The organism is Streptomyces sp. URMC 129, from assembly GCF_051386415.1.
Classification (GTDB): Bacteria; Actinomycetota; Actinomycetes; order Streptomycetales; family Streptomycetaceae; genus Streptomyces.
Map to the genome: position 1 here is coordinate 1 of NZ_JBPQTQ010000047.1, position 21,894 is coordinate 21,894.

Genomic DNA, 21,894 nt, shown 5'->3' on the forward strand with positions numbered 1-21,894 from the left:
GTCGGTCAGGCCGATCTCCACGTTCTTGCCGTCGGCCGACACCAGCGTGACGACCACGTCCGCCCGGTCGAACGCCGTGATGCCGAAGTCCGCGGCCAGGGCGACGAGTCCGCCCGGGTAGCCGCGTCCCGACGCGTGGAAGGTCCAGCCGGTCCCGTCCCGCCGCAACTCGCCGCAGACCAGGGCTGTGTGCCGGGGGTGCGGGGTCAGCGGCAGGACCGCCAGCGGTGCCGCGCCGGGCGTCGCCGCGTCGTGCAGGGCCAGCCGCGGGCGGCTGGCGGTCGCGCGGAAGCCGCCGTCCGCCGAGGCGGCCAGCACCACGCGCCTCACCGTCGGGTCGAGGCCCGGCAGTTCGGCCTCCACGGTGTCCCGCAGGCCCTCCGCCTCCCGTCGCTTCGGCAGCCGCCGCACCAGGCCCGAGGGATGGCGCGGCTGGTTGTAGAAGACGAAGTCGCCCTCGGTACGCACCCGTCCGGCCGCGTCGACCAGCAGCGCGGACAGATCGAGATCCGGCACCGCGGGGCCCGCCCCGATGGCGGTCGGCGTCCACCGCAGCACAACGCGTAACACGGCGAAGGGAAGGTGAATAGTTGCCCCCTTCTCCAGCGCACGTGTCATAACAGGAATCCTGCCTGTCGCCACACCCAGGAAACAATGCCCCGCCTACGATTGCCGAGGGTCCGGTGCAGCCAGTGGGGCGCCCGGAGCGGTCAGCCAAACAGTCGGGGAGTTCTATGCGGCATTACGGGCACCTCTCGCCTGCGCAACGTCGCGCGCTGTTCCACCAGGAGCCGGCCGAGTTCGGTCCGGATTCCCCCGTCACGACCCTGGGCATCGCGCTCGGCGCCACTCTCTACAGTCCGGCCACCCGCGCCCGCCTCGCCGCCGACATCCGCAAACAGGCGGCGGGCGGGGTGGTGTCCATGGTGCTGTGCCTGGAGGATTCCATCAGCGACGCCGAGGTGCCCAGCGCCGAGGAGAATCTGGTCAAACAGTTCGGCAAGCTGCTGCGCGAGGATCGCCACGCCGATCTGCCGCTGCTCTTCGTCCGCGTCCGCGTGCCCGAGCAGATCACCAGCCTCACCAGCCGCCTCGGCCCGGCCGCCGAGCTGCTCACCGGCTTTGTGATCCCCAAGTTCACCGCCGCCTCCGGCCCCGCCTTCCTGGAGGCGCTCACCGGCGCCGAAGTCATGTCCGGCCGCCGCCTGTTGGCGATGCCTGTGCTGGAGTCCCCGGAGCTGCTGCATCTGGAGACCCGCGCGGAGGCCCTGGGCGCCGCCGCCCGCGTCATGGACAAGTACCGCGACCGCATACCCGCCGTCCGCCTGGGCGTCACCGACTTCTGCTCCGTGTACGGCCTGCGCCGCAGCCCCGAGATGACCGCCTACGACGTTCACATCGTCGCCTCCGTCATCGCCGACGTGGTCAACGTCTTCGGCCGCGCCGACGGCACCGGCTACACCGTCACCGGCCCGGTGTGGGAGTACTTCCGGGGCCAGGAGCGGATGTTCAAGCCGCAGTTGCGCAACAGCCCCTTCAGCGGGCGGGCCGAGGGCCTGCGCACCCGGCTCATCGAGCGCGACATGGACAGCCTGCTCCAGGAGATCGAACTCGACCGGGCCAACGGCCTGATGGGCAAGACCTGCATCCACCCCTCCCACGTCGCGCCCGTGCACGCGCTGTCCGTCGTCTCCCACGAGGAGTTCACCGACGCCGCCGACATCCTGGGCACCGGCCCCGGCGGCGGCGTGCTCCGCTCCGCCTACACCAACAAGATGAACGAGGTGAAGCCGCACCGGGCCTGGGCCGAACGGACCATGCTGCGCGCCGAGATGTTCGGCGTCGCCCGGGACGGCGTCGACTTCGTCGACCTGCTCGCGGCGGGCATCGAATGAGCGCCCGCGACCCGATATGGACGGGTGAATGGGTCTCGTCGCGGCTGGGCGTGCGGCTGCACGGCGACGGCGTGCGCGACCTGCTGGGCCTCGCCCTGCGGCGCAACCCCAAGCGCGCGCACCTGCTGGTGTCCCATGTGCTCGGCAAGCACATCCCGCAGCGTCCGGCGGTCGTGCACGGCACCGGGGTCGAACTCGGCCGCCGCGTCGCCGCGTTGCTGGGCGCCGAGGCGGCCCGTGAGGCCGTCGTGCTCGGCTACGCCGAGACCGCGACCGGTCTCGGGCACTGTGTCGCGGACGGCCTCGGCGGCGTCGCGTACCTGCACTCCACGCGCCGCCCGGTGCCGGGCGTGGAGCCCGTCGGCGGCTTCGAGGAGGAGCACAGCCACCACACCTCGCACCTGCTGCTGCCCACCGACCCCGCGTTCCTCGCCGGGGGCGGGCCGCTGGTGCTGGTGGACGACGAGCTGTCGACCGGCCGGACCGTGCGCAACACCATCGAGACGCTGCACCGCCACTGGCCCCGGCAGCGCTATGTGGTCGCCGCGCTGGTCGACATGCGCACGGACACCGAGCGGGAGGCGCTGGAGAAGTTCGCCGCCGACCTCGGCGCCACGGTCGAGGTGACCGCGCTGGCGCGCGGCCGGGTCGGGCTGCCCGCCGACGTGCTGGAGCGCGGCGCCGCCCTGGTGGTGGAGCACGAGGGCGGGGCCGGGGCCGCCGCACCGGCGGGCCGGTTCGCGGCGCGGCCGGTGCGGGTGGACCTCGGCTGGCCGGAGGGGCTGCCGGACGGCGGACGGCACGGCTTCACGCCCGCCGACCGCGCGCGCCTGGAGGGTGCGCTGCCGGATGCGGGCGCGCGGCTGGCCGCCGCGCTGCCGCCGGACGCCCGGCGCGTGCTGGTGCTGGGCACCGAGGAGCTGATCTACGTCCCGCTGCGGCTCGCGGCGGCCCTGGAGGCGGCGGGCGGCACCGCGGGGACCGGCGTGGAGGCGTACTTCTCCACGACCACCCGCTCCCCGGTCGTGCCGGTGGACGACCCCGGCTACGCCATCCGCAGCCGCCTGCGCTTCCCCGCGCACGACACGCCCGCCGACGGGCCCGGCCCGCGCTTCGCCTACAACGTGGCCGGGCAGCACTGGGACGCCATCGTCCTGGTCACCGACTCGGCGGGGGACACCCCCCCGCTCCACGCCGCCGGCGGCCTGCTGGCGGCGCTCGGCGCCCACGCCCCGCACCTGCTGCTCGCCGTGGTGCCGTTCCTCCCGCCGTCCGCCGCGCCGCCCGCCCGGCGGGAGCGCGGCCCTCGCGCGGATCCGCGGCCCGGCGGCCCGGGGACCGTCGCTCACCCGCGCCTGCCCGAACCGCTGCGCGGCCCGGCGTTCTCCTCCTACGCGCCCGACGAGGTCGGCTGGCTGCTCCAGGACCTCTCCGACGTCACGCTGGAGGCACCGGCCGAGGAGCGGGAGGAGGCCATCCAGTCCGGCGGCGCGCACTACGCCGAGTCGCTGCCCGTGGAGTACCAGCCGAGCGAGGAGTACCAGCGGCTCTTCCACGCCGCGCTCGACGCCTCGGCCGGGCGGGTGGCCCGCGCGGTCGGCACCGTCACCGAGGCCGTGCTCGCCGAGCACCCCCGGCCGGGCCGGGTGCCGGTGCTGGTGTCGCTGGCGCGCGCCGGCACGCCCGTCGGCATCCTGATGCGCCGCTGGGCCCGGCACGCCCACGGCCTGGACCTGCCGCACTACGCCGTCTCCATCGTCCGCGGCCAGGGCATCGACACCACCGCGCTGCGCTGGCTGGCCGCCCATCACGACCCGGCCGATGTCGTGTTCGTGGACGGCTGGACCGGCAAGGGCGCCATCACCCGGGAACTCGCCGACGCGCTGGCCGGGTTCCCCGGCTTCGACCCCGGCCTGGCCGTGCTGGCCGACCCGGGCGGCTGCGTCACCACCTACGGCACGCGCGAGGACTTCCTCATCCCCTCCGCGTGCCTCAACTCCACGGTGTCCGGGCTGATCTCGCGCACGGTGCTCCGCGCCGACCTGGTCGGCCCGGACGACTTCCACGGCGCCAAGCACTACCGGGACCTGGCCGGCGCCGACGTCTCGAACCACTTCCTCGACGTCGTCAGCGGCCACTTCACCGACCCGGCCGTGGTGGCGGGAGTCGCCGCCGACGCCGCCGCCCTGCTCGCCGCCGACCGCACCCCCACCTGGGAGGGCTGGCGCGCGGTGGAGCGGATCAGCGAGGAGTACGGCATCGGCGACGTGAACCTCGTCAAGCCCGGCGTGGGGGAGACCACGCGGGTCCTGCTGCGCCGCGTGCCCTGGCGCGTGCTGGCGCGGCGGGGCGCGGGCGCCGACCTGGACCACATCCGGTTGCTGGCCGCGCAGCGCGGGGTACCGGTCGAGGAGACGGACGACCTGCCCTACAGTTGCGTCGGGCTCATCCACCCGCGCTACACCAAGGGCGCCACCGGTGCCGACGGAAAGGCCGCACAGTGACCACGCTCGTCGCCACCGATCTGGACCGCACCCTCATCTACTCCGCGACCGCCCTGGGCCTTGACATGCCGGACGCCGAGGCGCCCCGGCTGCTCAGCGTCGAAGTCCACGAATCCCGGCCGCAGTCGTTCATCACCGAGCCCGCGGGCCGCATGATCGCGGAGCTGGCCGCGCACCCGGACGCGTTCTTCGTGCCGACCACCACCCGCACCCGCAAGCAGTACCGGCGGATCAACTTCCCGGGCCCGGTGCCGCGTTACGCGATCTGCGCCAACGGCGGCCACCTGCTGGTGGACGGGCGGACCGACTACGACTGGAACGCGTCGGTCCGGCAGGCCCTGGCCGCCGACTGCGTCCCGCTGGAGGAGGTCCGCGACCACCTGGTCCGCACTGCCGACCCGGCGTGGCTGCTGAAGGAGCGCGAGGCGGAAGAGCTGTTCACCTACCTGGTGGTGGAACGGGCCCTGATGCCCGACAGCTGGCCCAAGGAGCTGGCCGACTGGGCCGAGCCGCGCGGCTGGACCGTCTCCCTCCAGGGCCGCAAGCTCTACGCCGTGCCGCGCCCGCTGACCAAGAGCGCCGCCGTCGCCGAGATCGTGCGGCGGACGGGGGCGCGCGCGGTGCTGGCGGCCGGCGACTCGCTCCTCGACGCGGACCTGCTGCTGGCCGCCCACGAGGGCTGGCGCCCCGGGCACGGCGAGCTGGCCTCCACGGGCTGGGCGGCGCCGCACGTGGTGGCGCTGCCCTCGCACGGCGTCAGGTGCGGCGAGGAGATTCTCCGGATCCTCCTGCGACGGGTGGCCGCCCTGTCGGCGGGGTCGTGAGCTCGCGGCGGCGCCGTTCGACCAGTTCACGGCGCTGCCGCTCCTCGCCCGCCGCCTCCGGGTGCCGCGCCCGCCAGTAGGGGTTGTCGTGCGGCAGCCGGCCGCTGACCCGCCCGTACATGCCGAACGTCATCAGCAGCAGCCCGACGGCGAAGCTGAAGATCACGTTCTGGAGGCGGAAGTTGAGGATGTTGAAGTCGGTCTCCAGCAGCGCGAGATGGACGAAGCCGCTGAGGATGAACGCGACGCCGAGCAGCATGTTGAGCGTGGACGCGAAGTTCCCGCCCTTGATCATGCCGCCGAACAGCAGCAGGCCGACGACGATCGACAGCCAGCTCAGCGCGCCGTTGGTGTTCAGCCCCCAGACGGTGTCGTTGCGGGTGTCGAACAGGCCGACGTTCTCGGTCAGCCCGAGGATCCCGAAGATCACCAGCCCGGCGCCGACCAGCCCGGCGCCGATCCGGTAGACGCGGCTCAGCCGCCGGTCGACGGGCAGGTGCTCGTCCAGCCTGGCCCGCCGCAGCAGGGCACGCGGCCCGGTGTGCGGCAGGCGCGGCTCCCCGCGCGCGTCGGTGCCGACCAGGGTTGCGGGCATGCGACTCGACCTCCCATCGCCATCGCCGGAGGACTCACGCGTACCCGCGGACAAGGGTCCTTAACGCCCGGCGCGGATGTCCTCCACGACGGCCGCGACCATGCCCCGCACGGCCTCGGTCTCGGTCAGGAAGAGCCAGTAGTCGGGGTTGCGCCCGCCGTTCTCCAGCGTCGCGACCGCCCGCTCCAGCCGCTCCGCCGCGGCGTCCAGCGGGGCGGCGTGGCGCGGCTCGGGGAACGTCCGGTTGGTCATCGCCAGCCGCTGCGCGTCCCGGAGGACGAACCGGGTGCGGTCGATCTCCCGCCTGGGGTCGATCGCCACCTCGTTCAGCCGCCGCAGCCGCTCCCCGGCCGCCGACACGGCCTCCTCGGTGCGGCCGAACAGCGCGTGCACGTCCTGCAGCAGGGCCGTGGCCTCCGCGAACCGCTGCTCCTCGCGCGCCCGGCGCGCCCGGGCCAGCACCTCGTGGGCCTGCCGGACGGACTCGGCGGCCTGCTCGGGCACCCGCTGGAGGTCCTGCCAGCACGCGGCGGTGAAGCGGCGGCGCAGCTCGCTGAGGACGGGCTCGACGTGCCCGGCGCGGGTGGTGATCGCCTCGGCGCGGGTGCGCAGGCTGGCGAGCCGTTTGTCGATCCCGGCCGCCAGCACCGGCAGCCGCCGGACCTCGGCGGTGATCGCCTCGGCCCGCCGCCGCACGTCCTCGGCGCGGCGGATCGTCGGCTTGATGCCGTGCCGCCCGGCGCCCTCGTTCAGCAGCCGCAGCTCCGGGCCGAGCGCCGCGAGGGCCGCGGCCGGCTCCCCGGCGGGCAGCCCGGCGCCGCGCGCCTCGTCCAGCGCGCCGGTGGCCTCCCGCAGCGCCTGCCGGGCGCGCTCCACGGCCGGGGCGACCTGTGCGAGCTGCGACTCGGCGCGCTCGGCCAGCGGCCCGAGGCCGCGCCCGAACCGCTCCAGCTCCTCGCGGGTCCGCACCATCTCGTCCCGGACGCGGAGCAGCTCCTGCCGCGCGCGGGCCGCCGCGGCGGCGTCCAGGGCGCCGCTGTCGAGATCGTGGGCGTCGACCACGGCGATGTACTCCTGGCTGACGCGGTCGATGCGCTGCCCGAAGCGGGCGAAGTCCGCGGCGACGCGCGCGGCCGGCGGGGTGTCGTCGGCGGCGGTGATGGTCTCGACGGTGATCCGCAGGTCGCGCTGCGCGCTGTCCAGCTCGTAGAACGCGTCGGCGGCGGCGTCCTTGGCCCCCTGCGCCTCGGCCCGCAGCTCCTCGACCCGGCTCCGCCCCCACCGCCGGGCCCCGGCCCCGGTGAAGACCGCCGGCAGCACGGCCAGCAGCACCAGCGGCGGGAGCAGCACGGAAGCGGCGAAGTGCCTCGCTATGCGCGTCGCTGTCACGTGTCCCTACTCCCCGCACGATCCGGCCAGGTGACCACCGGCGCCCATTCTCCCACCAGCGCCACGCCCATGGGCGGCCGTGTAGGCTGTGCCGCGATCCGGGGTGCATAGCTCAGCGGTAGAGCGCCGCCCTTACAAGGCGGATGTCGGCGGTTCGAACCCGTCTGCACCCACCCTTCGCTCCCCTTCCTCACCCCCCTTTCCGTGCGGCCCTTCCGTCCGCGCCCTTCCGTCCCCGCCCTTCCGGCCGGGGGCGGCGTGCGGGGTCATCGGGTCGTCAGGGTGTGGAGTTCTTCGCCGAACGCGCGGACCTCGGGGTGGGCGGGGTAGCGGCGGGTCATCGTGTGGTGGAGCTGGGCCGCGCGGTCGCGGATGGCCTGGACCAGGCGGCTGCCGTCGAGGGCCCGGCGGGCCGTGGCGATCGCGGCCTCGGGTTCGCCGAGGGCCGCCTGGGCCAGGGCCAGGTCGAGGCGGGCGATGGCCAGCCGGGTGGGGGCGTGGTGCGGGCTGGGCGCGGCCTCGTACAGGTGGATGGCCTCCACGGCCGCGTCGTGGGCGCGCTGGTGGTCGCCCAGCCAGCCGTGGGAGGTGGCGTCGACGGAGACGATGCGGACGGCGTCCACGGCGAACAGGCCCGTGCCGTGGGCGGGCAGCGCCTCGCGGTGCCGGCGGGCGCGGGCCGCCACCTCCGTGAAGGCCTCGCGGTTCCCCACGCGGGCCTGGGCGCGGGCGAGTTGGGTGGACAGGCGGATGGCGGCGTTGCCGTCGCGCGGGGCCACGGCCAGGCCGCGGGTGGCGGCGGTCAGGGCGTCGTGCGGCCGGTCGGCGTAGAGGGCCTCGGTGCAGGCCACGTCCTCCGCCCAGGCGCACACCTCCGGGTCCCCGGCCTGGCGGCCGTGGTGCCAGGCGTCCGCGCACAGCGCCGGGATCAGGTCCCGGCGGCCCGTGTCGTGCGCGAGCCAGGCCAGGATGACCGACAACATCCCCGCGTGGTGCGCGAGTTCGCGGCCCTCGCGCAGCGTGTGGCGGCGTTCGTGCAGCAGGTCGGAGGCCCGGTGGCGATGCGCGGCGACGACGGGCCACAGCTCGCGCGGGGAGTGCGGGGCGCGCGTCATCAGGGAGTAGTCGACGTCGAAGTGGTGCACGGCCCGTTCCAGCGACTCGATGTCCTCGGGCACGAGATCGGTCAACTCCGCGCGGCGCGTGTAGGCGTGCACGTCGTCCGCGCCGGCCGACTCCAGAACCGTCAGGGGAGTGAGGGCCGTTCCGCCGAGGAGGGTCAGAGCACTGCGTCGGTTCGTAGGATCACCCGTTTCGCTGGGCACCGCACGCGGCGGCGCGGGATGACTCGTCCGGGAGTCGTGCGTCGGCTCCGCGTCGAAGGGGGAGGTGAAGCCCAGTTCCCCCACGGGCCGCCGGAAGAACGTCTCCAGGACCCTGCGGCCGGCCGGATGAGGCCAAGGGGGGTTGGCGCTTTCCCACTTCTGGTACTGCCGGAGGCTGATCTCCACCCGTGCCCTGAGCGCGCCGGACTCGAACAGGCGCGTGGCGCACTCCCGCAGGTCGAGGATGATCTCCTCCTGCGTGCGTTTCAGCGCGCGGCGCGCCTGTCGCAGCGCGGCATTGCCCTGCCTCGACCCGGCCATGGTGCCCTTCTGTCCGTCCCCGCGACCTCACCGTAGTGAATACCCGCTCCCCGTAAGGCACTTCCCGCCCCGGAGCGTGGCCCTGAGCGAAAAGGGCGGGTGAAAGGGCGTGGTCAGCCGGGGTGCGATTCGCTGCACTAGGTGATGCGGCGTGCACGGTCCGTGCTGGCAACGGTGAGCCGCTGGAAGGGAGTTGCCCGATGAACGTGTCTCTGTCGTGGCTGCCGCCCGATGAGTGGGGGGTGCGGACGGTGCCGTGCGGGCGGTGGTTCGACGCGGTGCGGATGCCGAGCGTCACCGGGTTCCCGGTCATGGCCCGGCTGTGGGAACGGTCGGGCCCGGTGATCGAGGACCAGGCCGGTCAGGTGCTGACGTGGCTGGTCGAGCCGGGTACGGCGGACGGCTGGGAGCCCGCGGGCGGCGTGGCGGTGTGGGGCCGGGGGCGGTGTCTGCCGGTGCCGCCGGCCGGGTGGGTGAACGGAGCGTGGTCGGGGGCGCCGGTCACGCGGTGGCTGATCCGGCCGGCGGGAACGGGCCTGACCGACGCGAAGGTGTTGCGGGACGCGCTGGCCGAGGTCGTCGGTGAGCGGTCCGGCTGTCCGCTGGGGGACCGCGACCTGTGTGCGAAGGGGGAGGCGGTGGGCTCGCGATGCGACTGTCCCTGCCGGGCGCGCCCGCGCTGAGGCCCGGGCGCCGCCGCGGGAACGGAGGTCCCGGTGAGCCGGTCCGCCGGCGTGCGGCGCGTTCGGCGACGGCGGCCGGAATATGCCCCGCGGGGGTCCGGAGCTGCGTCAACGCGCGTTATTCTGCGCCCTGTTGATCAAACGGTGGACAGCTGACGGAGACAGAGGGAGAGCCGCGTGGAGGACTACTCGCCGATCGACCTGCGGACCCACCAGCCGCATTCCGCCCGGATGTACGACTACCTCCTCGGCGGGAAGGATCACTACACGGTCGACGGCGAGGCCGCGGAGAAGGCCCTGGCGTCGTTTCCCATGCTGCGCACCGCCGCCCGCGAGAACCGCAAGTTCCTGGGGAGAGCCGTCCGGTATCTCGTCCAGGAGGCGGGGATAAGACAGTTCATCGACCTCGGGTCCGGGCTGCCCACCGCCGAGAACGTGCACCAGGTCGCCCAGTCCGTCGACCCGGACGCCCGCGTGGTCTACGTCGACAACGACCCCATCGTCCTCGTCCACGGCAGCGCCCTGCTCGCCCGGGACGCCCGGACCACCGTCATCCAGGGCGACATCCGCGAGCCGCGCGCCATTCTCGACCACCCGCGGACGCGGGCGCTGATCGACTTCGCCCTGCCGGTCGGCGTGCTGGCGGTGGCCGTGCTGCACTTCGTCGGGGACGACGAGGACCCGGCGGGCATCGTGCGCACGCTCGCCGGGGGCGTACCGGCCGGGAGCCACTTCATCCTGTCGCACGCCACCGCCGACATCGCGCCGGAGGCGGCGATGGGGGTGCAGCGCGCCTACCGTTCGCAGGGCGTGCCGCTGACGCTGCGCAGCCGGGAGCGGTTCACCGAGTTCTTCGACGGGCTGGAGATCGTGGAGCCGGGCGTGCAGGTCGTCTCCGACTGGCGGGCCACCGAGCCGGAGGAGCAGCGGCCCGACCACGCCGACGTCTCGTGGTACGGCGGGATCGGCCGGCTGGCCGGGAGCGCCCGGGAAGGCGCCCCCGGAAGCGCCTAGGAACCGGCGGCCGGCGGCTCCGCCGCGGCCGGCCGCAGGACGCGGGCGGCGATGACCCCGGCCGCCGCCAGGGCCACCAGGGACAGGCCGGTGCTGATCCAGCTCGCGCCGAGGAGCTGGCCGCCGAGATAGCCGACGCCGACGCTGTAGCACGTCCAGACCACGGCCGCCAGCGCCGACCAGGGCAGGAAGTCGCGGGCCCGGCGCCGGGCCACGCCCGCGCCGAGGCTCACCACGGCGCGCCCGGCCGGGGCGAACCGGGCCAGCACGACCAGCGGGCCGCCGCCACGGGTGAGGGCCGTCTCCAGCCGCTTCTGCGCGGCGGACAGGCGGCGCGACCGCTCGATGGCGTGGCCGAAACGGCGCCCGCCGCGCAGGGCGAGCCGGTACGCCAGCAGGTCCCCGAGGATCGAGGCCGTGGTGGCACAGACGACGAGGAGGAACAGCTGGGGCAGCCTGCTGTCGGGGTAGGGCGCGGTGATGCCCGCCACATCGGCCGCGGTGCCCGCCGCGATGGTCGCCGCCGTCACCACCAGCGCGCCGCTGGGCAGCACGGGCACGAAGACGTCGAGCAGGATCGACACCGCGATGATCACGTAGATCCAGGGGGCATAGAGCAGTATCCCCAAGGTCTCCTGCACTTGATCCCCGTTTCCCCGTCGGCCGATGTCCATCCCGTGACCGGACAGGACGCGCACTTGCGCGTCCTGGTTCCGCCGTACAGCGTACGCCTGTGTCCTTCGCCCGGCGCATGCGGGTGCGTGTGGCGGGTGTCTCAGGATCAGTCGTGGGCAGTGTGGCCCACGGGGTCGAAACGAACCACAGGTAAGGAGCACGTGATGAAGGCAATGGTCACGGGGGCCGCCGCGATGGCCGCGGTACTCGCGACGGCGGGGACGGCGGTCGCCGCGGACGGGCCGGGGGTGGGCTTGCTCCTGGCGTCCGGGCAGTTCGAGCCGGTGCCCGCCGCGGCGGACGAGGTGCCGGAGGCGGTGACCTACGACGAGGAACTGGTGCCGGAGGGCGCCGTGATCCTCGTCACGGAGTCCGTCGTCGCGGGGACCACGACGATCAAGGTGCTGGTGAGCGGTCTGGTGCCCGGCCACACCTACGGCACGCACATCCACACCGACCCCTGCGGCGCGGACCCCGCGGCGTCCGGCGGGCACTACCAGGACGTGCCGGGCGTCGCCACGCCGGAGAACGAGGTCTGGCTCGACCTCACGGCCGACGAGTCCGGCGTCGGCGCGGCGGTGGCCCATCAGGACTGGGTGTTCCGGGAGGGCGGCGCGAACGCGATCGTGCTGCACGAGCACGCGACCTCGCACGGGCACGACGGGGAGGAGCCGGGCACGGCCGGTGACCGCGCGGCGTGCTTCACGGTTCCGCTCGCGGGGGAATGACGGCCGACCCCACGTATACAGTGGAGGGGTCTGAAGGGGAGTAGCTCTTCGCCGGACCGTCGACATACTGGCCCGTCGCCGCCGCCCGCACACCGCGGGGGGCGGCGGCGGACCCGGCGCCCGGAGCGGACGGAAGCGTCCGCCAGCGAGACCTTCGGCCGACAGTGTCATCGACGCTGCCGTGCCGGAGCCTCGCATTCCCGCGGACCTGTGGCACGGTGGCCCGAGCTTCGATTGAGGACCCATCCGTGTTCAGCATCTCCGTCGCCGCCGTCGTCTTCGGCGTCGTCTTCCTGGCCGAGCTTCCCGACAAGACCGCCCTCGCGGGCCTGGTCCTCGGCACCCGTTTCCGCGCCTCCTACGTCTTCGCGGGCGTCGCCGCGGCGTTCGTCGTGCACGTCGCCCTGGCGGTGGCGGCCGGGAGCGTGCTGACGCTGCTGCCGCGGCGGCCGTTGCAGGCGGTGGTGGGGGCGCTCTTCCTGGGCGGCGCGCTGCTCCTGCTGCGCGAGGCGCGCAAAGGCGGTGCGGAGGAGAACGGAGAGGACGAAGAGGTCAAGGCGCCGTCCGACCCGTCGTTCTGGCGGGTGGCGGGCAGCGGCTTCGCGCTGATCATGGTCGCGGAGTTCGGCGACATCACCCAGATCATGACCGCGAACCTGGCCGCCCGCTACGACGACCCACTCTCCGTGGCCCTCGGCGCGGTGCTGGCCCTGTGGGCGGTGGCGGGCCTCGGCATCCTGGGCGGCCGGGCGCTGCTGAGGCGGGTCCCGCTCCACCTGATCACGCGGGTGGCGGCGACCGTGATGCTGGTCCTGGCGGGCTTCAGCTTCGCCGAGGCGATCACCGGCTGAGGCACCCGGGAATTTCCGGGCCCGGGCCCGGGCCGGGAAGCCAGTGGCCCCGCCCGGATCTGGTCGGGGACGCGGGCGGAACCACTTTGTTCTTCCACGGTACAAAACGAGGCCGTCCCGCGCCACCCCCCGTGCGCCCCCGATTCCGGCCGGGGTTCAGCCCCGGCCGGGCAGCCCGTTCAGCTCCGCGCTCAACTCCCGTACCAGCTCCGTCAGATCGCGCGGCCGGTCCGGTCCCCACCAGTCGCCCAGCAAATCGGCCAGAAGGTGCTCCCGCGCGTCCGCGAGCCGGGACGCCGTCTCCCGGCCGCGTCCGGTCGCGATCAGCGGCAGGCCCGCGTGGACGGCGAGGCCGCGTTCCTCCAGCTGCCGGACCGCCGGGGCGATCACCTCGGGCGGCACGCCCGCGCGGTCCGCCGACGGCGCGGGCTCGGCCGCCCCGTAGCGGTGGATCCGCAGCAGCAGCCAGCACGCGGCGGGCAGCAGGTCCTCGCCCGCGTCGCGCGCGATCCGCGCGTACAGGTCGCGCCGCCCGGCCCGGTGGCCCAGCGCCGACAGCGCGCGGGCGCACTCGTCGCACGAGGACCGCGCGACCGGGTTCGGCGGCACCGTCTCGGCCGCGTCCGGCACCCGCACGCTGCCGCGCAGCCGGTCCTCCCGCAGCAGCCACGCCAGCACGTGCGCGACGGCCACCACCGGGACCGCGTACAGGAAGACGTCGGTGATCGCCGCCGAGTACGACGTCAGCACCCGCCCGCCGACGTCCCCGGGCAGCTCCCCGACGCCGCGCGGATCGCGCAGCAGCGACTCCACGGTCACCCCCGGCGGCAGCCGCGTGCCGCGCAGCGCGGCGGTGAGCTTCTCCTCCAGCCGGTCGGTGAAGACCGTGCCGAAGGCGGCCACCCCGAACGCCGCGCCGATGGAGCGGAAGAACGTCACCCCGGACGTCGCCACGCCCAGGTCCGCGTACGGGACGGCGTTCTGCACGGCGAGCACGAGCACCTGGAGCACCAGCCCGATGCCCATCCCGAACACCGCGAAGGACACGCTCATCCCGGCGTCGCCGCTGTCCCGGTCCAGCCCGTGCAGGAGCAGCAGGCCGGCGGCCGTGACGGCGGTGCCGAGCACCGGGTAGAGCTTCCAGCGGCCGGTGCGGCTGATCAACTGCCCGGAGAGCGTGGACGTCAGGAGCAGCCCCAGCACCATCGGCAGCAGGTGCACGCCGGACAGCGTGGGCGAGATGCCGTGCACGACCTGGAGGAACGTCGGCAGGTACGTCATCCCGCCGAACATCGCGAAGCCGATCACGAAGGCGATGGCGCAGCACAGCGCGAAGGTGCGGACGGCGAACAGGGACAGCGGCAGCACCGGCTCCGCGGCCCGGCGTTCGACCAGCGGGTACACCGCCAGGCACAGCGCGGCCGGCACCGCGAGGGCGGCGGTCTGCCAGGACACCCACGCCCACGTCGTCCCGCCCAGCGAGGCGATGACCACCAGGCACGCGGCGACGGCGGCGATGAGGAACGTGCCCGCGTAGTCGATCACATGCCGTTCACCACGCCGGGGGACACGCAGCACTCCGGCGATCACCGCGAGGGCTACGGCGCCGACCGGCAGGTTGACGTAGAAAACCCAGCGCCAGCTCAGATGGTCGACGAACACCCCGCCCAGCAGCGGCCCGAACACGCTCGTCGCGCCGAACACCGCGCCGAACAGGCCCTGGTACCGGCCGCGTTCGCGCGGCGGCACCAGATCCCCGACGATCCCCATCGACAGCACGATCAACCCGCCCCCGCCCAGGCCCTGGAGGAAGCGGAAACCGATCAACTCCGGCATGTTCCGGGCCAGTCCGCACAGCGCCGAGCCGATGAGAAAGATCACGATTGCGGTCTGGAAGAGCCTTTTCCGGCCGTACTGATCGCCGAGTTTTCCCCACAGCGGGGTGCCCGCCGTGGAGGCGAGGAGGTAGGCGGTGACGACCCACGAGAGGTGGTCGAGGCCGCCCAGATCGCTGACGATCGTGGGCAGCGCCGTCGCCACGATGGTCTGGTCCAGTGCGGCCAGGAACAGTCCGAGCAGCAGCGCGCCGAGCGAGAGCCACAGCGTGCCGCGGGTGTGCGGGTCCGGACCGGCCGGTTCCGGACCGGCCGCCGGGGAGGGCCGCGCCGCCGCCATGGGCGCCTCCTCGCCGTGATCCGCGCGCGGTGATCCGCGCGCTTCGAACGCTTCGGGACGGTCGCACTTCCTTGCGGTTATTCTGACCCGTTATGTTCGATTCGGCTTGTCGGGGAAGGGCCCGGCGTAGCCCGGACGGGTGGTGCATAATCGCTGCCAATCGACCGGTGGGGAGGGCGCGATGGCCGACCAGCTCGACTGCCTCATCTGTGGTCGCGCGGCACGGCCGAACGGCGAGCCGGACTGCGAGTGCCTGACGCACTCCCTCTCCCGCCCTGTCGGGCCGCCGCAGCACGGGCCCGATCCGGCCGACGTCGCGCTGTTCGACGAGCCGGGCGAGACACTGCTGTACGGCCCGCGCCGCCCGTACGCCTCCCACCGCAAGCCGCGCCAGCGGGCCCGGATCGCCGCCGCGGCCGGGGGCGCCGTGGCCGCCGTGGTGGGCTGCACCGCGCTCGCCGCCTCGCTGCTCGGCGGCTACGGCCGCGGCGGGCCCGACGACGGCGGGCCGAGCCTGGCCCTGCCCGACGGCGACGCGGTGCCCGAGCCGGACGGCGTGGCGGACGGCGGCCCGCCCGAGACCGCCGGTCCGCGCGAGACCGGCGACGTCACCGGCGACCCGGCCGCGCCGGACGCCCACGGGCCGGAGGAGACGGCCGGACCCGACGGGACGGCGGGACCGGAGCCGACCCCGTCGGAGACGCCGGGACAGGGCACCGGCCCGACGCCCGGCGCGGAGGATCCGCCGGTGCTGAGCGAGGGCGACCGGGGGGCGGAGGTCGCGGAGCTCCAGCGGCGGCTGCGGCAGCTCGACTGGGCCTACGCCGGGGGGCTGCACGGCCGGTACGACGACGAGACCCGCCAGGCGGTGGCCCGCTTCCAGCGCGCGAACGGCGTGACCGGGGACCCCGAGGGCGTCTACGGCCCCGCCACGCGCGAGACGCTGGAGTCGATGACGATCGAGCCCTGACGGCCGCCCCGGGCGCCGCCGCCCGGCCCGGCCGGTCAGTCCTCGAAGCGGGCCGGGACGTCGAACGCCGCCCGCCGCGTCGCCCGGCGCAGCGCCCGCAGCACCGTCCCGCCGGAGGTCAGGACGAGCACCACGGTGAGCAGCGCGCGCGGGATGTCCCAGCCGAGCGAGGTGGCCAGCACGTAGGAGACGTAACGGGCCAGGTTGTCCGGCAGCGGATCGCCCGGCACGAACGAGATCCCGGTGCTCATGCCCGCGATGTACGGCCAGCCCTGAAGGTTCATCACCAGGCCGTAGCACAGCGACGACACCGCCCCGTACGCCGCCAGCAGTGCCAACTCGCCGCGCCCGCGCAGGGAATGCGGGCCGGGCAGCAGCCCGGCGCCCATCGTCACCCAGCCCATGGACAGCATCTGGAACGGCATCCACGGCCCGACCCCGCCCGTCAGCAGCGCGGACGCGAACATCGACACCGAGCCGAGGACGAACCCGAAGCCGGGTCCCAGGACCCGGCCCGCCAGCACCATCAGGAAGAACATCGGCTGGAGCCCGGCCGTGCCCGCGCCCAGCGGACGCAGCGCGGCTCCGGCCGCGGCCAGCACGCCCAGCATGGCGACGGCCTTCGCGTCGAGGCCGGTGTCCGCGACGGTGGCCGCCGCGACGGCCAGCAGCAGCGGCAGCAGCAGCGCGAACAGCCAGGGCGCGTCCGAGGAGTGGGCGAGCCCGGAGGACGAACTCGCCAGCAGCGGCCAGCCGAACGCGACCACGCCGGTCGCCGACACCAGCGTCAGCGCGGCGACCGACCGGGGGCCGAGCCGCACCGGCCGCGCCTGTCCCCGGGGCCCGGCGGCGCCGTCCCGGCTCCGGCCGGTCACGCCGCGTCCGGTATGCCGCCGAGGGCCGACCTGACCTGGTCGACCGTCAGCCACTGCTGCGGCGCCAGCACTTTCGCCACCTGCGGGGCGAACGACGGCGAGGCGACGACGACATCGGCCGTCGGCCCGTCCGCGACCACCTCGCCGTCCGCCAGCACCACGACGCGGTGGGCGAGTTCGGCGGCCAGCTCCACATCGTGCGTCGCCAGCACCACGCAGTGCCCGGCCTCCGCCAACTCCCGCAGCACGCCCGCCAGTCGCGCCTTGGCGGCGTAGTCGAGGCCGCGCGTCGGCTCGTCCAGCAGCAGCACGGGCGGCGCGGCGGTGAGGATCACCGCCAGCGCGAGCGACAGCCGTTGGCCCTCGGACAGGTCCCTGGGGTGCGTGCCGTCCGGCACGCCGGGCAGCAGCCGGGTCACCAGCGCCCGGCAGGAACCGGGCTCGGCCCCCGCGTCGGCGTCGGCGCCCGCGCACTCGGCGGCGACCGTCTCGGCGAACAGCAGATCGCGCGGGTCCTGCGGCACCAGCCCGGCGTGGCGCAGGAGTTCGCGCGGCTCGGCGCGGTGCGGGACGACGCCGCCGGTCAGTTCCACGGTGCCGGAGGCGGGCGGGTGCATGCCGACGAGGGTGCGCAGCAGCGTGGACTTGCCGGCGCCGTTGCGGCCCATCAGCGCGACCGTCTCGCCGGGCCGCACCGACAGGCCGACGCCGCGCAGGACTTCGGCGCGGTCGCGGCGGACGGACAGGCCGCGCACGGTCAGCAGCGGCTCGGCCCCGGCCGGGGCCGCGGCAGCCGCCGGTTCCCGGCCGGTCAGGCGTTCGCGCAGCGGCCCGGCCGCCCGGCGGGCGTCCCGGACCGACAGCGGCAGCGGGTCCCAGCCCGCCAGCCGCCCCAGCGCCACCACCGGCGGGCGCACGGGGGAGCGGGCCATGACCGCGGCCGGTTCGCCCAGCACGGGCGCGGCCCCCGGCGCGGGCAGCAGCAGGACCCGGTCGGCGTACTGCACGACGCGCTCCAGCCGGTGCTCGGCCATCAGGACCGTCGTGCCCAGGTCGTGCACGAGCCGCTGGAGCACGGCCAGCACCTCCTCGGCGGCGCCCGGGTCGAGTGCGGAGGTCGGCTCGTCCAGCACCAGCACGCGCGGGTGGAGCGTCAGGACGGAGCCGATGGCGACGCGCTGCTGCTGGCCGCCGGAGAGCGTGGCGATGGGCCGGTCGCGCAGCCCGGCCAGGCCCAGCAGATCGAGGGTCTCCTCGACGCGCCGCCGCATCGTGGCCGGTGGCAGACCCAACGACTCCATGCCGTACGCGAGTTCGTCCTCGACCGTGTCGGTGACGAAGTGCGCGAGCGGGTCCTGCCCGACCGTCCCCACCACGTCGGCGAGGTCGCGCGGCCGGTGGGTGCGGGTGTCGCGCCCGGCGACCGTGACCCGGCCGCGCAGCGTGCCGCCGGTGAAGTGCGGCACGAGCCCGGAGACCGTGCCCAGCAGTGTCGACTTGCCGGCCCCCGACGGGCCGACGAGCAGGCACAGTTCGCCCTCGGGCACGGTCAGGTCCACCGGGCCCAGCGCGGGCGCGTCGGCGTCCGCGTAGGTGACGGAGACCTGGGAGAAACGGATCACGGACGGGCCTCCTCGGGGTCCGCGGCGGTGCCCTGACGAGCGGGACGAGCGGGACGAGCGGGATGGGGCGGACGAGGCGGGCGCGGGGCGACGAACGCGGGCAGCAGCCCCAGCAGGATCGCCGCCGCGGGCCACGGCGGGAAGGCGGGCGCGGTCAGCGGAACGGCGGGCGGGTTGAGCGCCGCCGGGTCCGCGCCCCCGGCCCGGGCGACCAGCACGGCGACCGCCGCGCCGGACCCGGCCACCAGCCACGCCCGCGCGCCCCAGCGGTCGGGCCGGTAGCGGGTGCGGGGGCTGCGCCGCCCGCCCAGCCACAGGCCGCCGAGCGCCGCCAGCAGCCCGGCCAGCAGCAGCGGCAGCCCGTACCCGGCGCCCTCGGCCGCCAGCAGCCCGTACGAACCGGCGCACACGCCCAGCAGCCCGCCCAGCGTCAGCGCGATCGTCGTGCGCCGGACGGCGGGCGGCACGTCGGCGGTCCGGCCGTAGCCGCGGGCGTCCATGGCGGCGGCCAGCGCGACCGACCGTTCCAGCGCGCCCTCCAGGACGGGCCGCGCGACGGCGATCACCGCTCGCGCGCCCCGGTCGGCCCGGCCGCGCAGCCGGCGCGTGGCCCGGGTCCGCAGCAGGTCGGCGACGAGCCGCGGCGCGAACGTCATGGCCACCACCACCGCGACGCCCATCTCGTACAGGGCGCCGGGCAGGGACTTCAGCAGGCGGGCGGGGTTGGCCAGGGCGTTGGCCGCGCCCAGGCAGACCAGCAGGGCGGCGAGCCTGAGCCCGTCGGCGAACGCGAACACCAGCGACTCGGCCGTCACCCGGCCGCCGATCCGCACGCCCCGCGCCCAGTCCGGCAGCGGCACCTCGGGCAGCGTGAACACGACCGTGGTGCCGCCGATGGGAGAGCCGAGGACGACGGCGAAGAGCACCCGGACGGCCACCACCAGCGCACCCAGGGCCAGGAAGAAGCCGAACGCGTACGCCCACGGCGCGTCCGTGCGGCGCGCGGCGACGACGTATCCGGCGACCGCGACGAGGAGGGCCAGCAGCAGCGGGTTGGTGGTGCGGGACGCGGCGGCGGCCAGGCCGAGCGCCCACAGCCACCAGGCGCCCGCGTGCAGGGCGTTGCTCCGGGTGGCCAGGGGCGCGCGCAGCCGGGCGAGGACGGGTCCCATGCCTACCGTCGGCGCCGGGCGCGCGTCCATGCCGCGGCGGCCAGCACGGCGACCGTTCCGGTGCCGACGAGCACGGCCACGGCCGAGCCGCCGCCGCTGTCGCCGCCGTCCGCCTCGCTTTCCCGGGAGAGCTGGTCGGCGCAGCCGCGGGCGGGGTAACCGGCGATGGCGCACAGCAGCGCGTCGGAGTTGTACCGCAGCGGCTCGGCGACCCCGGCCAGCGCCTCCGCGGCGGTGGCGCCGTCCGCAACCTCGGCGCACGCGGTCCGCGCCTCGGGCGGCGCCTCGCCGCTCGGCGCGTCGGCGGGCGTGCCGAAGTCGATGACGAGCGCGACCCGATCGCCGCCCCCGCCCGCGCCGCCGCAGATGGCCTCGAAGTCGCTCTCCCCGCGCGGCGCCCGGGTGTCGGACGACTCGTCGCTGACGGCGAAACGGAACCCGAGCACGTCGCCGTCCCGCACCCGGAGCGTCCCCGGCCCCTGCGTGGCGTAGGCCCACCGGCCCTCGTCGCCGTCCCACGTCCAGAACGACCAGTACCGGTACGCGGAATCGTCCGCCCCCGCCGCCGGAGCCGCGCCGAGCAGCCCGAGGAGAGCGCCGAAAAGCGCCGACAGCACCCACCGGCGGGCCACCCGCGGCCGGGTGTGGCGCGGTCCCGCGCCGTCGTCGTCGTGCGCGGCCGTCGCCCGGCCGTGTGCTGGTCCCGCTGCCCGCCCGACTGCGGGCGGTTCGCCGGGGAGTGGGGTCGTCGGCCGCTCGGCGCGTATCGTCCGTCCGCTCCCGGTCATGCCGCGGTGTCGGTCTTCCCGGCGCGGCGGCCTCGCAGGCTCAGGAACACGCCGATCGCGATGCCCGCGGCCAGGCCGATGGCCAGCACCCACGTCAGGGCGCCGCCGCCGGAGTCGTCGTCCGCGTCCCCGGCGCCGGTGGCGCCGTCGGTGCTGCCGGGGGTCTCGTCGGGGGCAGGGCCCAGGGCGTTCAGGTTCTCGACCAGGTTCGTGCCGCCGAAGTCCTGCGGCGAGACGCCGCTCGCGTGGGCGGCCAGCACCAGCAGGCCCAGCGACGCCGGGCTGGTGGACAGCTCGGTCCACTCGCCGTGGTGGTCGCGCAGCCAGTCCAGCGCGCCCTGGCGGGCCTCCTCGTGGCCGCCCGCCGAGAGGGCGATGACGGCCCGGGTCGTGGTCGCGTAGTCCGGCTGCTCCTCGCCGCCGGCCGGCATCGTGACCAGGTGCTGCTCGCCGTCCTCCAGCAGGCCCGCCAGCCGCGCCGCGCCCGCCGAGGCCGACGCGAGCCGCGGGGAGGAGGCCGTCTCGTCGGCGGACTCCGTCGGCTCCGCGGAAGCCTCCCCGTCCCCGTCCTCGTTCTCGCCCTCGCCCGTGTCCCCGCAGTCCAGCGGCTCGACCGGCGCCGCGCTCACGCTCCCGGGGTCGACGAGCAGCCCGCTGCCGTAGGAGGCGAGCACCGCGTCGACCGTGGCCAGGTCGTTGGGGAACAGCTCGCCGGTCGTCTGGTCCGGCTGCCACGCGAACGCCCCGCGCTCCTCGGCGGGCGCGTCGCAGCCGAGCTGGAGCCCGGCCAGCGCGTCGAACGGGGAACGGCCGTCCCGCACCACCTCCGCCGGGTCCTCGCCCGCCGCCGCGAAGGCGCCGACCACCATGCCGGTGGAGTCCGCGTCGCTCGCGCCGCCCGGGTTGTAGCTCCAGCCGCCGTCCTCGTTCTGCACCCCGGTCAGCCAGTCCAGCGCCGACGCCACCGCCTCGTCGTGGCCGCCCAGCGCGGCCAGCGCCTGCACGGCCACCGCCGTCGCGTTGGAGTCCGCCGCCGTGACGTCACCGCACGGCGCGGACACGTCGGCGCGGTAGGACAGGAACGAGCCGTCCGCGCACTGCTGGTCCAGCAGCCACTCCACCGCCTCACCGGCCGGCGCGTACCCGGCCGCGTCCTGGGCCAGCAGCGCGATCGACTGCCGCCACACCCCGTCGAACTCCGGGGACGCCTCGCCGAACAACGCGTCCGACGCCGGATCGGGCGAGGCATCGTCGGCGGCGGCGAGCGCGGCCGGGGCCGCGGCGGCGAGCAGGACGGCGGCCAGGGCCGGCGCCGCGGCACGGCGGCGGAGGGCGCGGCGCGCGCGGCGGGGCGCGGTGGGGTGGTAGGACACGGGAACGCCTTTCGCTGTGCTGGTCCGCCGGCACGGCCGACCACCACAGCGCGACCACGCGCTGCGGGGCACCGGGCTCAGCGCCGTACTCCACGACGGTGCCGGTCACCCAGCG

At 75.3% G+C, this 21,894-nt stretch carries 19 protein-coding genes and 1 tRNA gene; 9 read left to right on the forward strand and 11 right to left on the reverse strand.

The features are described 5' to 3' along the window. The coding region (locus ACSNOC_RS12250) for a TerD family protein (RefSeq protein ID WP_436747393.1) at positions 1-618 on the reverse strand (618 nt) is incomplete at its 3' end. Between the two features lie 116 nt (positions 619-734). On the opposite strand from ACSNOC_RS12250, the gene ACSNOC_RS12255 reads away from it, so the two are divergent. Genes ACSNOC_RS12255 through ACSNOC_RS12265 form a run of 3 tightly spaced genes read left to right on the forward strand, consistent with a single transcriptional unit; the run spans position 735 to position 5,223 of the window. Next, positions 735-1,895, forward strand: coding sequence for an HpcH/HpaI aldolase/citrate lyase family protein (locus ACSNOC_RS12255; RefSeq protein WP_436747394.1), 1,161 nt, complete (start codon positions 735-737; stop codon positions 1,893-1,895). Beyond that, the gene (locus ACSNOC_RS12260) at positions 1,892-4,399 is read left to right on the forward strand and encodes a phosphoribosyltransferase (protein WP_436747395.1); all 2,508 of its coding nucleotides are present in this window, start codon (positions 1,892-1,894) and stop codon (positions 4,397-4,399) included. Before ACSNOC_RS12255 ends, ACSNOC_RS12260 begins: the two co-directional genes overlap by 4 nt. Further along, complete coding sequence (locus ACSNOC_RS12265) at positions 4,396-5,223, forward strand: HAD family hydrolase (protein WP_436747396.1); 828 nt, start codon at positions 4,396-4,398, stop codon at positions 5,221-5,223. The genes ACSNOC_RS12260 and ACSNOC_RS12265 overlap by 4 nt, the downstream gene beginning before the upstream one ends. On the opposite strand, the gene ACSNOC_RS12270 is transcribed toward ACSNOC_RS12265, so the two are convergent. Together ACSNOC_RS12270 and ACSNOC_RS12275 are read right to left on the reverse strand one after the other, a co-directional pair. Beyond that, entirely contained in the window at positions 5,156-5,818 is a 663-nt protein-coding gene (locus ACSNOC_RS12270; protein WP_436747397.1) for a DUF4383 domain-containing protein, read from the reverse strand. The two genes, ACSNOC_RS12265 and ACSNOC_RS12270, sit on opposite strands and share 68 nt — an antisense overlap. 60 nt (positions 5,819-5,878) lie before the next feature. After that, the gene (locus ACSNOC_RS12275) at positions 5,879-7,207 is read right to left on the reverse strand and encodes a hypothetical protein (RefSeq protein WP_436747398.1); all 1,329 of its coding nucleotides are present in this window, start codon (positions 7,205-7,207) and stop codon (positions 5,879-5,881) included. Between the two features lie 101 nt (positions 7,208-7,308). On the opposite strand from ACSNOC_RS12275, the gene ACSNOC_RS12280 reads away from it, so the two are divergent. Then, positions 7,309-7,380 (forward strand) — tRNA-Val (locus ACSNOC_RS12280). A 93-nt stretch (positions 7,381-7,473) separates the two neighbouring features. Here ACSNOC_RS12280 and ACSNOC_RS12285 read toward each other — a convergent pair. Next, positions 7,474-8,853 carry an XRE family transcriptional regulator gene (locus ACSNOC_RS12285; protein ID WP_436747399.1) on the reverse strand — a complete coding sequence of 460 codons (1,380 nt, stop codon included), beginning with the start codon at positions 8,851-8,853 and terminating at the stop codon, positions 7,474-7,476. Between the two features lie 200 nt (positions 8,854-9,053). On the opposite strand from ACSNOC_RS12285, the gene ACSNOC_RS12290 reads away from it, so the two are divergent. Beyond that, positions 9,054-9,536, forward strand: a complete 483-nt coding sequence (locus ACSNOC_RS12290) for a hypothetical protein (protein WP_436747400.1) — start codon at positions 9,054-9,056, stop codon at positions 9,534-9,536. Positions 9,537-9,713: 177 nt separating this feature from the next. Beyond that, positions 9,714-10,550 carry an SAM-dependent methyltransferase gene (locus tag ACSNOC_RS12295; protein ID WP_436747401.1) on the forward strand — a complete coding sequence of 279 codons (837 nt, stop codon included), beginning with the start codon at positions 9,714-9,716 and terminating at the stop codon, positions 10,548-10,550. Here ACSNOC_RS12295 and ACSNOC_RS12300 read toward each other — a convergent pair. Continuing rightward, the gene (locus ACSNOC_RS12300) at positions 10,547-11,191 is read right to left on the reverse strand and encodes a DedA family protein (RefSeq protein WP_436747402.1); all 645 of its coding nucleotides are present in this window, start codon (positions 11,189-11,191) and stop codon (positions 10,547-10,549) included. The two genes, ACSNOC_RS12295 and ACSNOC_RS12300, sit on opposite strands and share 4 nt — an antisense overlap. A gap of 198 nt (positions 11,192-11,389) precedes the next feature. Between ACSNOC_RS12300 and ACSNOC_RS12305 the strand changes: the two genes are divergently transcribed. Both ACSNOC_RS12305 and ACSNOC_RS12310 read left to right on the forward strand, forming a co-directional pair. After that, entirely contained in the window at positions 11,390-11,953 is a 564-nt protein-coding gene (locus ACSNOC_RS12305; protein WP_436747403.1) for a superoxide dismutase family protein, read from the forward strand. 248 nt (positions 11,954-12,201) lie between these two features. Further along, positions 12,202-12,804, forward strand: coding sequence for a TMEM165/GDT1 family protein (locus ACSNOC_RS12310; RefSeq protein ID WP_436747404.1), 603 nt, complete (start codon positions 12,202-12,204; stop codon positions 12,802-12,804). A gap of 156 nt (positions 12,805-12,960) precedes the next feature. Here ACSNOC_RS12310 and ACSNOC_RS12315 read toward each other — a convergent pair whose 3' ends face one another. Further along, entirely contained in the window at positions 12,961-14,979 is a 2,019-nt protein-coding gene (locus ACSNOC_RS12315; RefSeq protein WP_436747405.1) for a DHA2 family efflux MFS transporter permease subunit, read from the reverse strand. A gap of 181 nt (positions 14,980-15,160) precedes the next feature. Here ACSNOC_RS12315 and ACSNOC_RS12320 point away from each other — a divergent pair, with 181 nt between their 5' ends. Next, positions 15,161-15,949: a peptidoglycan-binding protein gene (locus tag ACSNOC_RS12320; RefSeq protein WP_436747406.1), complete on the forward strand. Its 789-nt coding sequence runs from the start codon at positions 15,161-15,163 to the stop codon at positions 15,947-15,949. 35 nt (positions 15,950-15,984) lie between these two features. Here ACSNOC_RS12320 and ACSNOC_RS12325 read toward each other — a convergent pair whose 3' ends face one another. From ACSNOC_RS12325 to ACSNOC_RS12345, 5 genes are all read right to left on the reverse strand, one after another. Beyond that, a complete protein-coding gene (locus tag ACSNOC_RS12325; protein ID WP_436747407.1) occupies positions 15,985-16,824 on the reverse strand; it encodes an ECF transporter S component in 840 nt (279 codons plus the stop codon). Continuing rightward, entirely contained in the window at positions 16,821-18,446 is a 1,626-nt protein-coding gene (locus ACSNOC_RS12330; RefSeq protein WP_436747408.1) for an ABC transporter ATP-binding protein, read from the reverse strand. The genes ACSNOC_RS12325 and ACSNOC_RS12330 overlap by 4 nt, the downstream gene beginning before the upstream one ends. After that, complete coding sequence (locus ACSNOC_RS12335; protein WP_436747409.1) at positions 18,443-19,618, reverse strand: energy-coupling factor transporter transmembrane component T; 1,176 nt, start codon at positions 19,616-19,618, stop codon at positions 18,443-18,445. Before ACSNOC_RS12335 ends, ACSNOC_RS12330 begins: the two co-directional genes overlap by 4 nt. Positions 19,619-19,620: 2 nt before the next feature. Further along, positions 19,621-20,235 (reverse strand): SCO2322 family protein, encoded by a 615-nt coding sequence (locus tag ACSNOC_RS12340; protein ID WP_436747410.1) that lies wholly within the window; start codon positions 20,233-20,235, stop codon positions 19,621-19,623. Positions 20,236-20,402: 167 nt separating this feature from the next. Continuing rightward, the gene (locus tag ACSNOC_RS12345) at positions 20,403-21,779 is read right to left on the reverse strand and encodes a prenyltransferase/squalene oxidase repeat-containing protein (RefSeq protein WP_436747411.1); all 1,377 of its coding nucleotides are present in this window, start codon (positions 21,777-21,779) and stop codon (positions 20,403-20,405) included. Positions 21,780-21,894 lie beyond the last annotated feature (115 nt).

Coding starts and splice junctions, on each gene's coding strand:
- ACSNOC_RS12255 (WP_436747394.1), top strand. CDS start 735: ATGCGGCATTACGGGCACCTCTCGCCTGCGCAACGTCGCGCGCTGTTC.
- ACSNOC_RS12260 (WP_436747395.1), top strand. CDS start 1,892: ATGAGCGCCCGCGACCCGATATGGACGGGTGAATGGGTCTCGTCGCGG.
- ACSNOC_RS12270 (WP_436747397.1), bottom strand. CDS start 5,818: ATGCCCGCAACCCTGGTCGGCACCGACGCGCGCGGGGAGCCGCGCCTG.
- ACSNOC_RS12285 (WP_436747399.1), bottom strand. CDS start 8,853: ATGGCCGGGTCGAGGCAGGGCAATGCCGCGCTGCGACAGGCGCGCCGC.
- ACSNOC_RS12290 (WP_436747400.1), top strand. CDS start 9,054: ATGAACGTGTCTCTGTCGTGGCTGCCGCCCGATGAGTGGGGGGTGCGG.
- ACSNOC_RS12305 (WP_436747403.1), top strand. CDS start 11,390: ATGAAGGCAATGGTCACGGGGGCCGCCGCGATGGCCGCGGTACTCGCG.
- ACSNOC_RS12315 (WP_436747405.1), bottom strand. CDS start 14,979: ATGGCGGCGGCGCGGCCCTCCCCGGCGGCCGGTCCGGAACCGGCCGGT.
- ACSNOC_RS12320 (WP_436747406.1), top strand. CDS start 15,161: ATGGCCGACCAGCTCGACTGCCTCATCTGTGGTCGCGCGGCACGGCCG.
- ACSNOC_RS12335 (WP_436747409.1), bottom strand. CDS start 19,618: ATGGGACCCGTCCTCGCCCGGCTGCGCGCGCCCCTGGCCACCCGGAGC.